This is a genomic window from Mycoplasma sp. 773, from assembly GCF_053851515.1.
In genome coordinates this window covers 39,989-52,459 of sequence record NZ_JBSQAV010000002.1, presented here as the reverse complement: position 1 = coordinate 52,459, position 12,471 = coordinate 39,989, and the positions used below count along the sequence as shown (strand labels likewise).

The following is a 12,471-nucleotide window of genomic DNA, read 5'->3' as shown; positions in this document are numbered from 1 at the left end:
TAAAATTTATTTTTAAATTTAGGGAGATTATAAAAAAATGAAAAAGTCAAGTAAATTATGAATCACGTTAGGTTCTATTACAGGCGCAGTAGTTTTACTTGCTACCGGTTTATCGGTTGGTTTAGTTATGAAAGCAAAACCAAAAAAAGAATTAGCACAACAAATTCAAGCTTTTGAATTAGAATTAGAATCTAATAGTAAGCTTAACGAATCGCAAAAAACCGAGATTAAAAAGGTAATTGATGATGCTAAGAAAGTGTTAAATTCTGACAAATCATCAAATATTAATTTTAGAGAAGCATTATCAAAACTCGTTAGTCAGGTTAGTGAGATTAGGAAAAAAAGCTTTGATTCAAAACCTGATTTATTATTAAGCGAAGCTAAAAAAATATATGAATCTAAATTGAATGAAGCCAACGAATTACTAACTATGCTTTCAAATGATGAATATAAAGAAATAAAAACAAAATTGGAATCATCTATTAATTTAGCAAAAAAAGAAATTAGCGATAAAAGTACAAAAGAACAGTATGAAAATGCTACTAAATCATTGATAAGTGCTATTGAAACTGCTAATAGTGAAAAACAATCAATTGATGTTCATAATTTAAATAATTCTAATAAAAATTTAGAAAATGCTAAAGAAGAATATGACAAAGTTATTTCTAAAGCTAATGAACTAATTAAAACATTAGAAGCAAAACCTGAATACGCAACTATTAAGAAGACGTTAGAAGAAAAAGTTAATAAAAATAAAAAAACGATAACTGAATCAAGTTCTAAGGATGAATTTCTTGCTGCCACAAATGAAATTAATGACGCAATTAATCAAGCTAAGGCAGAGAAGAAAAAAATTGATAATAAATCAAAAACTGATGATACTAAAAAAGCAGCAAAAGACGATTTTTATAAATTAGAAAATGAAATTAAAGAGTTTATTAAGACATTAAAAAAGCCTGAACAAGATGGTCTTAAAAATAAATTAGAGGCTGAGTTAAATAAGCAAAAAAGTATTGTAGATCAGGAAAATACAACTTCTCGCAAAGTTAAAGATATTACTAAAAGCCTTAAAAAATTCTTTGAACAAATCAAAAGAGACGCACAAAAAGCAGATACTACAGAAGAAACTTTAACAGCCGAGCAAAAGGCATTAGTTGAAAAAATAAAAAATAAAACAATTTTAAATAATAGCGCCATTAGTGAGGATGTTAAAAAAGCTATTATTGAAATATACAAATCTCCTAAAAGTCATGATAGAAATGAACATGTGAGATACTTCTTTGGCTATTTAAGCTACAAGAGGCCAACAAAAGGACAAGAACCAATCTTGCAATTTTCTGAAAATTCAAAAGGAAAAAAGAAAGATCTTGGAAATTTATTTGCTAAAGAATTTATGGATTTAATAAATAGAAAAGATGTCTTATATGCCGGTTCAAATAGCAGAAGAAAAGCGTTATGTCTTGAATTAAAGGAGGATGGCAAAGTTGTTCTACCTTTTAAGTTTAAAGGCAGCGACAAGATATATGAAATAGAACTATTTACTAGCGATGAATTAAAGAAAATGACAAATAACTAATTTAGTTATGTTATAAATTAGGTAAAACCTGTACAATAAATGAATTGCACTAATAATAATTTTTGCGCTAAAAATGTGGGAGAAAATTAAAATGAAAAAATCGAGTAAATTACTAATTTCGTTAGGTTCTATTAGTGGTACAGCTGTCGTGCTTGCAACCGGTTTATCAGTAGGGATCGTGTTACATGCTAAACCTAAAAAAGAGCTATCTCAGCAAATCGAAACCTTTGAGCAAGAATTAAAATCTAATAAGAAACTTAATGATTCACAAAAGTTAGAAATTAAAAAAGCTATCGATAACGCTAAAAAGGTGCTAAATTCTGATAAGTCAACAAATTCCAATTTTAATGATGCGTTATTAAAGTTAGTTAGTCAAGTTAGTGAAATTAAGAAAATACTATAGATGTAAAAAATAATAATTCATTAGAAGCTGTTAAATCCTTATATAACACTAAATTGGATGAAGCAAATAAGTTATTATCCTCGTTGCTAGATGATAAGTATAAGGAAGCTAAAATTAAACTTGAATCATCTATTAATACTGCTAAAAAAGAAATTTCTGACAAGTCTAGTGTTGAGCAATTCAAGCAAGCAGCAAATAAAATAGCCAATGCTATTGATACTGCTAAAGAATCCAAACAAATGATAGATGAACAACACGGTAGTGATAATACAAATAATATTTTAGAAAAAACAAAACAAGAATATAAAAAGCAAAAAGATATCATCGATGATCAATTAACATATTTGAGTGGTCCTAAGTATGCGGAAATAAAGTCCATGCTTGAAAAGGAAGTTAATGAAATAGTTAAAAATATTAATGATAATAGTACTGCTGAACAATTTGAAGCAGCAACTAAAAAGTTAAAAGATGCATCAGAAAAAGCAAAAAAAATGGCTGAACCAATCGATGATGAAATCGAGGCAAGAGTTGAATTTGATAATAATCTTAATGCCGCTAAAAAAATAAGCAAGGAATTGGAGTCAGATTCTAGATATAAAGCAATAAAGGATGAATTGGATAAAGTCATTCAAGAAAATGAAAACGCTATTAATGATAAAAGCACTAAGGAGCAAATTGATTCTATTTCATCAGTATTAATTGAAGCTACACTTAAAGCCAAAAATGCAAAAAGGGATATTGATGATGCACAACAAGAAAAAGATTCTAAGCTACAAGCACTAGCTTCATTCAATAAAATAGCTAAAGAAGTGGAAGATTATTCAAAAACTCTTACTAACCAAAAACATGATGATATTAAAAAGCAATTAGACGATGAATTAAAAAAACAACAGGAAGTTGTTAAACAAGATAGTTCAGATTCCGAAAAAATAGAAAATGCTACCAAAAAATTGTCTAATTTACTTGAGCAAGCAAAAAACAACTTAAATAAAAATACAGATGCCAAGAAAAAACAACCGGATGCAAATGTCAAGGAAAATCTAACTGAGGAACAACAAAAAATAGTTGATAAAATAAATAATAATTCAATTGTATCAACTGGTTCAATTACTGAAGATGTTAAAAATACAATTATTACTATATTAAAAGGAAACAGTAGGTTATCAAACGAAAGAGAACATCACTACTTTGGCTATGTTACTTTTGATCAAAAAAATAATTTTATGTTCTCCGAAAAGAGACCTAACAAGAAAAACAAAGCAAAAAACCTTGGATCAGGAATTTTCTCAAAGGAATTTGTTGATCTTTGACATAAAAAAGAAATACTTTTTGCAAATAATTTTAATAAGAAAAATAGTAGAAAAGCACTTTGCTTAGAAAAGAAAGCAGACGGTAAAATTGTTCTTCCATTTAAGTTTAAAGGTCATTCTACTATTTATGAAATTGAACTTTTTCAATTAGATACAAAAGCTTAATTTATCAAAAAAACACGCAAAATAAATGTGTGTTTTTTTGATTGCAACTACTAAAAACTCAAACTTATAAAATTTACTTTACATTGTAGATAATAAACCTAAAATTTGTAAAAAAACGTTTATTTATGTTAAAATAATAAAGCAATTTAGAAAATGGCGTTCGTGGCGAAGTGGTTAACGCTCCGGGTTGTGGCTCCGGCATACGAGGGTTCGATCCCCTTCGAACGCCCCATTTTTTTATTTTATTTTTTGAACATTTTCACCTAATAAATGACACTTACGACATCTAGCTTCATATTCATTGTAATTACCTAATAAATTTAAACTCTTATTTTTTATTTTTCTATATGAAGTAGTTGCAACATTTTGACATATTACGCAAATAGCATGCAATTTAGTAATTGTTTCAGCAATAGCCATTAAATTAGGCATCGGTCCAAAAGGTTGACGTCGATAATCTTGGTCAAGTCCAGCAATTATTATTAAATATCCCTTGTTTGCCAAATCATCGGCCACTGAAATTAAATTATTTCCAAAAAAATGAGCCTCATCAATTAAAATTGCATCATATTTAGCTTTGTCAAGCAATTCATAAATATCTTCAATTTGTTTAATTGAAAAAGTTCTTTCTTTTAATCCACAGCGACTTACTATTTCGCTATCAGAAAAACGATTGTCATATTCAGGCTTAATTACTAAACTATTAAATTTAGCATATGATAATGTTCTTAATCTTCTTAGTAGTTCCTCGGTTTTCCCACTAAACATGGGACCTGTGATAATCTCAATCATACCTTTTGAGAATCTTTTATACATAATAAACCTACCTTAAATTCTGTGAGTTATTTATTGTTATAATAATAAATTATTTTCTTATATTACATTAAAATTATTAGTATAAATTTTTTTCTTTATTGGAGGTTTTTATGTCATTAAAAGCAGGGATTGTGGGATTACCAAACGTTGGAAAAAGCACACTTTTTTCAGCCTTAACATTAAATGAAGCAGAGTCAGCTAATTACGCATTTACTACTATTGAACCTAATATTGCAATAGTTAATTTAGAAGATTCAAGATTATATAGTTTAGCATCTCTTGTTAATGCTAGAAAAATTGTTCCAGCAACATTTCAATTTGTTGATATTGCCGGACTTGTCGAAGGGGCCTCGAAGGGTGAGGGATTAGGTAATAAGTTTTTATCTAACATCCGTGAAGTGGATGCAATAGTACACGTAATTAGATGTTTTGAAAATGATGATATAGTTCATGTGAGAAATCATATTGATCCATTGGCCGACCTAAAAATAATTAATTTAGAACTAATTTTAGCAGATTTGCAGATGGTTGAAAATGTTCTAGGACGCATTGGCAAAAAGGCAATTAACTCAAATGATAAGGAATTAAAAAAAGAATATGAACTTTTGGTTAGAATTAAAGATTATTTATCTGATGAAAAAATGCTAAAGGATATTGACTTTTCATCTGAGGAATTGGCAATTATTAAAAATTATCAATTTCTTACAATTAAGCCTACTATTTATGTTGCTAATCTTGATGCAAATTCATACAAAAATCTATCAGAAGCAAAACATTTTTTAAGATTAAAACAAGAATTAGAAAAAAATAATGAATATATAATTCCAATTTGTATAAAAATTGAATATGAAGTATCTAGCTTTTTAAATGAAGAAAAAACAATGTTTTTAAATGAATATAATATCGATAAATCTGGACTTGCCGAACTTATATCTAAGAGTTTTTATTTATTAGATCAAGCTACCTATTTCACTGTTGGAGAAGTTGAAACAAGAGCTTGAGTGTTTAAAAAAGGAATGAACGCAGCTGAATGTGCCGGGATTATTCATACTGATTTTGAAAAGAAATTTGTTAAAGCTGAGGTTATTAAATGCGATGACTATATTACTTGTGGTGGTGAAAAACAAGCGAAAGAAGCAGGTAAAATGATGCTAGAAGGCCGAAATTATCTAATGAAGGATGGAGATGTTTGTTATTTTAAGATAGCTAAATAAAATTACAAAAGAAATTTTTATAATGTATTTGTTTATTAATGACAGGGATAAAATATTAATTTTTATTTAATGTTTTAATTTTTAAAATATTAAATTGTAAGAATGAAGTATTTTATTAATGAATATTTTATAAAAAATAAAGGTTAATAATAGAACCAATAGGCCTAAAACTAGTTAGGGTTTTGGGTTTATTTTTTGATATTAAATATGTATTTTTTTGTAAAAAACGCCTCATTTATTGTTGAAAAAATTTAAAGTTTTAAAATTAAGTTAAGGGGGATATATGAAAAAGATAAGTTTTTTACTAGGATTGCCGCTAGTGGTTAGTCCAATATTGGTTATCTCTTATACTAAAAATAGTAACAATACAGATGAAGCATTAGAAATAAAATATAAGGAAAAAGTTGGTGCTTATTGTTTGTGCGATTTTATAAGACTAACAGGGCGACAAGATACCAAAATTAAATTTATATCAGGTAATTTTTTTAATATTGATAAATATAACTATATAGTCGGCTATGAAAATGGTGGTTATTCAATCTTTGATCATGGTAGAGAAAAAATAGTAGAAGTTAATCCTTATTATATTTTTACGCCAGAAATGATGCTAATGTTTCCTAATAAGGATACAATAATATTAAGAAATAGCGAAACATCATTTGATTATACAAATATTCGCGATAGGGATAAACCATTTCCCGGTGACGTTCATAGGCCTATTAAGAAAACCAAAAATGTGACCGATGATTGAAAAGATCAATCTAAAAAAATTGAAAAAAATTTTAAAAATGTTAATTTTAGCAATTTTAATATTTGGAATTTAAACACCGTAAAAAATTCTAGTTTAACAGATTTCAAGAAAAATGGTATAAGAAATGAATACAACGGTTTTTTATATGCTGATGATGAAATTAGGTATTCATGATTTTTTAAATCAAACAACAATAAGGTTTTTGGAATTAATGATGCTAAATATTACACAAACGAAGAAGACTGAGGTGGAATATGCGGCTATATTGCCATAAATCAGATGATACTTTATAATAATTATTTTTTAAATCCTAGATATTTAGGATTTCAAGAAGAAGAAAAATATATAGATAAAACAGAATCCTTTGATGCAGGAATAATATATGATTATGACTCAATGCCATGGGAAATTATAAATGGTGACCTTGTTTATGATTATGAGTATGAAAAAACTCATCAGCTCAGAACATATTTTTCCAATTTAACTAATAATGAAAAAGTTAAATATTTAAAAGAAAATTATTTTTCTCCAAAATTAAATGATGTTTATATGAAAGATCTTTTAGAAAAATTTAAATTCAAGAAGGGTACAACATACTGAAATAGGAAAGAAATTATTAAAAATCTATTAAACAAAAAATATGTTGATTATACATTTAGTTATTGATATAACAGAAGCAATAATATTGTAAATTTTATTAAGGATAAAAAAATACCAGCATTTCTAGTTTCGGATACAAGAGAATTTAAGAATGGTGGATATGAATTGAATGGCGAATCTTCGCATATTTATGTAGCTTATGGAGTTTATGAAGATGGAAGAGCACTAGTTAATTTTAATTGATATGACAAATGAAATCAAGTTATTATTGATACAAACAACATTAAATGGCTTGAATATTTAGAAAATAAAGATCAAGGTGAACTAGGAAAATATTTTTGGGATGGTGCTAATTTTGTTACTGGAAGTGAAATTACAGAAAGATTAAAGGATTGCGAGTTAATAAAATAATGAAAAAGAAAACAAAAATTGCATTAATAGGCGCGCTGGTGCCAACTGTTGTGATTGGTGCTCCATTGCTTGGCTTTAGCATATATTCGGTGATAACGCATTTAGATCGTCTTAATATGCCAATCGGACCATCAATGCCTCATAGAAATTATTTAGAAGATGTAACTCTTTATAAGGATGCCTTTAAGGGCGATAACATTTTAATTAAAAATCCTTTTAAAAAATATGAATTTAAAACCTCTAATAAAATAGAGGAAGTTAAAAAATATATAAATAGCATTAAGAAAGAGGGTTTTTATGTTATCCCATTGAAAATTAAACTTATAAATACATCAAAAGATAATAAAGGAGATTTTAGAGAAGAATTTGAAGAAAAAATACTAAATTTAAAGGATATAGTGCTATTTTATCTTCCTAAAAAAATGATTACTCAATTTCTACCCTATGGGTTTGAATTTGAGCAATGATATGCTACACCATTTCAGGATTTAGAAGATTTTAAAATTTTTAAAACAAGCTCAGAAGACACTTATAAAGACGTAACAAATTGAAAAAAAACAATTCATTCACCTTATCCCAGTTTTTTACAAACAAGATCTTTTCTTTCAGCTATTAATAAACATAAGGTTAAATATAATGATAAGGAATTGGACATTGCAGATATTATAATAATCGGAATAGATAACGATAAAAAAGATGCAACTTTAAAAATTTTTATAAATAGATACATACCTAGTGATTATTCAAAAACAAAGGAATATGAAGAATTGGAAGCAAAGGATGGTAGCGAAAAAGAGATAAATATTTATAATTTGCATTATTAATAGGTAGTGTAGTAAATTTTGTGTAAATTTATCTCCTGCTTACTTTTTGAGTAAGAGATTTGAGAATAGCTTACATAAATCTAAATTTATTATGTAAAAATAACCAAATAACATAACAAAATCGGAGAATTTAATCTCCTAAATGTTATTTTGGTTATTTTAAATTATTATTATTATTATTATTATTATTATTATTATTATTATTATTCGAAAATTATTTGCAATTGGTTATAAACAACCCCTCAGTTAGGAGCGGATTTACCTCGTTTTTCAACTTGATTTTGAATTGCAAAATAAATTATTTTTATTAAAGAGTCATCAGTAGGAAATGAAGTTTTATTTTTAGAAATTTTTCTAATATTTCTATTTAAATTTTCAATAACATTTGTTGTATAAATTAGTTTTCTAATTTCCGCTGGAAAATTAAAAAAGTAACTAATTCATCGAAATTATTTCTTCAACTTTTGACTGCATAATGATATTTAGAATCTCATTTTTGTTCAAAAATTTCAAGAAACCTTGAAGCCTCATCCAGGTTGCTGGATTTATAAATATTTTTCATATCTTGGGTAAATTCTTTTAAATCTTTATAGTTAACATGTTTTGTCGAATTTCTTATTTGATGAACTATGCACTTTTGAATTTGTGTTTTAGAATAAACAGCTTTGATTGCTTCGTTAATTTCCGCTAAATTATCACTCGCCATGAGATATATCTCATGAACGCCCCCCCTTAATTTAAGGTTATTTAGTACTTGAATTCAATATTTTGCACTTTCAGATTCCCCAATTTCGAACCCAAAACATCCTTATATCCTTCCAAAGAGTATCTCATAACTATGTAAACTGACTTTTTAACAAGTTTATTTTCTTCTGCAACTTTAACCTTATTCCATCAATAAAAACCATGGCATAAGTTTTTTTTAAAGGTCGATTTCTTCACTCTGTTATGTGTGGAATTATCTTATCAGTTACTCTGTTAACGAAAGCAGCATCAACTTCAACTCCGCACATTTCCTTAAGAGTTTGAGAGATATCTCTCGTTGAAATTCCTTTTGAATAAAGACCGATAATTTGGCTTTCAATTTTAGAAATATCATACTGGTATTTTGGATCTATTGTTGGTTTAAATTAAGAGTTTCTATCCCTCGGAATTTGAAGTTCAATTTCACCTAAATTTGATCTTATATTTTTAGAATAACTACCATTTCGATAGTTATCTTTTATCGCTTTTTCATGCTCATATCTATCGTAACAAGGTGTTTTTTGATCTCTTCTTCTAGTATTATTCGAATAAGATCTTTGGTATTTTGCTTAATAATTTCGTAAACTTCTTCCTGAGTTGCTAATTTATATTTATTATATAATTCTTTTGCACTTAGCATTTTAATTTCTTTTTTTGGCATATTAAAAAATCTTCTATATAAATATTTTAATTTTAAATATTTGCTATTAGGAGATTTTTACACAAAATTATCTACAGTTCCAAAAAATCTCTTTTCAATAAGTTTGGTTATTTTTTACAAAAATTAAACTATTTTTCAAATTCTTTAATTACATATGAAGAATTGAATAGATATAATAAACTTCCTCAGTCAAGACCAAAAGTAACGATGTCACCGGCTTTATATTCAATATTTGAATCTTGAGCGTTGATAATCATATGATCTGAAGATCCACCTAAAATTTTTAGCTTTTCATCATATGGGATCATGGCATCAAACATTGTATCCAATTTACCGATTGCCAAAATAATTCTTTTTATATCACCAATGTCTTCAAAATAAGGAACATGTCCAAACGCATCAATTCCGCAAGCACCAATTGGCATTGAACTTTTATAATCAACTTCAACAACTTCAACTTCGCATCTAAATGCATCACGATACATTCCATCAATTGTTTGACGATACATATCTTCAGTACCAAAAATCATTGCAAAACCCATTCTTAAAACATTGATTTCTTCTGGCATACGATTTTCTCACACCATATGTAAACTTAATGAATTTCCGCCTGACATATGAGTTAATTTGATATTAAGTTCACTCTCAATTTGATGTTGGATTTCAACGAATTGTTTCATTGTTTCATCAGATGGTATTCTAGCACCATAACACCCAAAATTGCATCCTAAACCAATTAATTTAACACCTTTCATTTCATTGATTAATTTAGCTGATTTTAAAGCATCTTCTGGCAAAACGCCTTCTCTTCTATCACCTAAGTCCACCATTAAAACAATTTCATGCGGCTTTTTATTGTTTTTTAAACAATAATCACTAATTTTTTTAATAACATCTAAATCGCCATTTAATGATGAATCACATAATTCAATCATTTTTGGTATTTCAGAAATCATTGGTATTCTTAAAAGTTGTTTGTGACCTGGTATATCTTTATATATTTCAAAATTATCTAGCCGTGAATCTCCAAAGTTTTTTATGCCGGCCTCAGCATATAATTCCGCCATTCTTCTATTTCCACAAAAACCTTTAGTTACTGCTAAAACTTCAATATTTTTAACCTTACAAATTTCGATTGCTCTTCTAACGTTAGTTTTGAATTTAGTTTCATTAATAATAATTTTTGGGTATCCCATTTTTATTCCTTTATTTTAATTTAATTCCTATATTATTTGCTATATTTTAATAATTATAAATTCTTTTTTGCCATTTCTTAATAAGGCATATTTTTGTTCGTAATTTGTAAATTCTCAATTATTTTGCAACATCCTATAGTTTAAAATAATTATAGGAGTTAATGTGAAATATAAAAAATAGAAATCTAGAATTTAACAGATTTTGAGAAAAAAAGATATTTATACCGATATAACTAATTAAAAAATTAAAAATAAACCTAATCGCCATAAAACGCGAAGTTAGCCGTTTTACATTTCCTATTAAACCTATTAATAAGAAATGCTTTACTTTTTTAAAAAAACAAGATACATTTGTAATGCATCTTGTTTTATAACAATTTTATGATATGGCAGGGGATGCAGGAATCGAACCCGCACAAATGGGTTTGGAGTCCATTGTTCTACCATTAAACTAATCCCCTAGACACATATAAAATTATAATTTATCTTTTTATATTTTTAAAGAAATCTTTTATTTCATTTATTTTGTCAATTTTTTCTCAACTTAAATTAAGGTCATTTCTACCAAAATGACCAAAAGTTGCGGTTGGTAGAAAAATTGGATTTAATAAATTTAGTGTGTTTATAATTCCTTCAACACTTAAATCAAATAATTTATAAACGGCATTAATTATTTCCTGTTCTGTATATTTAGAAGTACCAAAAGTCTCAATATAAATTGATTGTGGTCTAGGTAATCCTATGGCATAAGATAATTGGATTTCCATTTTTTTTGCAATGCCAGCAGCAACAAAATTTTTGGTTATATATCTTGCCATATATGCTGCAGAACGGTCTATCTTGGTTGCGTCCTTACCTGAAAACGCCCCACCACCATGTCTTGCAAAACCACCATAAGTGTCGACAATTATTTTTCTACCAGTCAAACCAGTATCTCCGGTTGGCCCCCCTATTACAAATCTACCGGTGGGATTTATTAATAATTCATAATCTAAATTGAAATTATGTTCTTTTAAAACATAGTCAACGATATTTGTTTTTATAAAGGTTTTAAATTTATCATAATTAAAATTTTCCTCATGTTGAATTGACATTAAAACTTTTTTAATAGTATATGTATTTTTTTTATCATCATATTCAACTGTGACTTGGCTTTTCATATCTGACTTTGCATATGGAAATTTTTTATGTTTTCTTAAATTTTCGGCACGCTTTACTAATTCATGAGCTAGCACAATAGGCCATGGCATATAATACTCATTTTCGCAAGTGGCATAACCAAACAAAATCCCTTGATCGCCAGCACCTAATTCTTTATTGTTGTCCTTGTTTACTCCCTGAGCAATATCAGGACTTTGTTCAGTAATTGCGTTAATTATTTTAAAATCGTTTTCCTTATAGCCTAAATTTTTAAGTATTTTTCATGCTTCCTTAATAGTATCAATATAACCTTTTGTTGAAATTTGGCCACCAATATATATGAGGTCATCATTTGCTATAACGTCACATGCTACTCTTGAATATTTATCTTGCTTTAATAAAGCATCGACAATCGCATCTGAAATTTGGTCACAAATTTTATCTGGATGTCCCGCACCCACAGATTCGCTTGTTAATAATCTCTTCATTGTATTTCTCCTTTAAATTTCTATAGCTATAATTAAAAACATAAAAAAACAACTCTATTTTATAGGTTGTTTTTTGACTAAATAAACTTACAAATGATACATGTTAGATTTTTTATAAAAATCTCTGACTATCCACCTTATTCTATGCGAACAGGTTGGCATGTTTCATCGC

The 12,471-nt window shown here is 27.5% G+C and carries 12 protein-coding genes, 2 tRNA genes and 1 pseudogene; 7 read left to right on the top strand and 8 right to left on the bottom strand.

The features are described 5' to 3' along the window. Positions 1–37: 37 nt before the first annotated feature. From ACWXVJ_RS00600 to ACWXVJ_RS00585, 4 genes are all read left to right on the top strand, one after another. Positions 38–1,576, top strand: a complete 1,539-nt coding sequence (locus ACWXVJ_RS00600) for a hypothetical protein (protein WP_438340711.1) — start codon at positions 38–40, stop codon at positions 1,574–1,576. Between the two features lie 91 nt (positions 1,577–1,667). Further along, positions 1,668–1,979 (top strand): hypothetical protein, encoded by a 312-nt coding sequence (locus ACWXVJ_RS00595; protein WP_455966049.1) that lies wholly within the window; start codon positions 1,668–1,670, stop codon positions 1,977–1,979. 53 nt (positions 1,980–2,032) lie between these two features. Then, on the top strand, positions 2,033–3,454 hold the full coding sequence (locus ACWXVJ_RS00590) for a hypothetical protein (protein ID WP_455966047.1): 1,422 nt from the start codon (positions 2,033–2,035) through the stop codon (positions 3,452–3,454). A 156-nt stretch (positions 3,455–3,610) separates the two neighbouring features. After that, positions 3,611–3,686, top strand: a tRNA-His gene (locus tag ACWXVJ_RS00585). 5 nt (positions 3,687–3,691) lie between these two features. On the opposite strand, the gene ACWXVJ_RS00580 is transcribed toward ACWXVJ_RS00585, so the two are convergent. Next, complete coding sequence (locus ACWXVJ_RS00580; RefSeq protein WP_438340723.1) at positions 3,692–4,270, bottom strand: thymidine kinase; 579 nt, start codon at positions 4,268–4,270, stop codon at positions 3,692–3,694. Between the two features lie 110 nt (positions 4,271–4,380). Here ACWXVJ_RS00580 and ychF point away from each other — a divergent pair, with 110 nt between their 5' ends. From ychF to ACWXVJ_RS00565, 3 genes are all read left to right on the top strand, one after another. Next, positions 4,381–5,484: a redox-regulated ATPase YchF gene (ychF, locus tag ACWXVJ_RS00575; protein WP_438340724.1), complete on the top strand. Its 1,104-nt coding sequence runs from the start codon at positions 4,381–4,383 to the stop codon at positions 5,482–5,484. 283 nt (positions 5,485–5,767) lie between these two features. Further along, a complete protein-coding gene (locus ACWXVJ_RS00570) occupies positions 5,768–7,246 on the top strand; it encodes a putative cysteine peptidase (RefSeq protein ID WP_455966045.1) in 1,479 nt (492 codons plus the stop codon). Next, a complete protein-coding gene (locus ACWXVJ_RS00565) occupies positions 7,246–8,070 on the top strand; it encodes a hypothetical protein (protein WP_455966043.1) in 825 nt (274 codons plus the stop codon). The genes ACWXVJ_RS00570 and ACWXVJ_RS00565 overlap by 1 nt, the downstream gene beginning before the upstream one ends. A 203-nt stretch (positions 8,071–8,273) precedes the next feature. Here the strand turns inward: ACWXVJ_RS00565 and ACWXVJ_RS00560 are convergent, their stop codons facing one another. From ACWXVJ_RS00560 to metK, 7 genes and pseudogenes are all read right to left on the bottom strand, one after another. Further along, positions 8,274–8,441 (bottom strand): hypothetical protein, encoded by a 168-nt coding sequence (locus tag ACWXVJ_RS00560; protein WP_455966086.1) that lies wholly within the window; start codon positions 8,439–8,441, stop codon positions 8,274–8,276. 26 nt (positions 8,442–8,467) lie between these two features. Continuing rightward, positions 8,468–8,830 carry a transposase gene (locus tag ACWXVJ_RS00555; protein ID WP_455966084.1) on the bottom strand — a complete coding sequence of 121 codons (363 nt, stop codon included), beginning with the start codon at positions 8,828–8,830 and terminating at the stop codon, positions 8,468–8,470. A 76-nt stretch (positions 8,831–8,906) separates the two neighbouring features. After that, a pseudogene (locus ACWXVJ_RS00550) lies at positions 8,907–9,296 on the bottom strand (transposase). After that, positions 9,293–9,475: a hypothetical protein gene (locus ACWXVJ_RS00545; RefSeq protein ID WP_455966041.1), complete on the bottom strand. Its 183-nt coding sequence runs from the start codon at positions 9,473–9,475 to the stop codon at positions 9,293–9,295. The pseudogene ACWXVJ_RS00550 and the gene ACWXVJ_RS00545 overlap by 4 nt, the downstream one beginning before the upstream one ends. Positions 9,476–9,603: 128 nt before the next feature. Then, positions 9,604–10,671: an alanine/ornithine racemase family PLP-dependent enzyme gene (locus ACWXVJ_RS00540; protein WP_455966039.1), complete on the bottom strand. Its 1,068-nt coding sequence runs from the start codon at positions 10,669–10,671 to the stop codon at positions 9,604–9,606. A gap of 387 nt (positions 10,672–11,058) precedes the next feature. Then, a tRNA-Trp gene (locus tag ACWXVJ_RS00535) sits at positions 11,059–11,132 on the bottom strand. Between the two features lie 21 nt (positions 11,133–11,153). Next, positions 11,154–12,299 (bottom strand): methionine adenosyltransferase, encoded by a 1,146-nt coding sequence (gene metK / locus ACWXVJ_RS00530; RefSeq protein ID WP_444705062.1) that lies wholly within the window; start codon positions 12,297–12,299, stop codon positions 11,154–11,156. Positions 12,300–12,471: the final 172 nt, after the last annotated feature.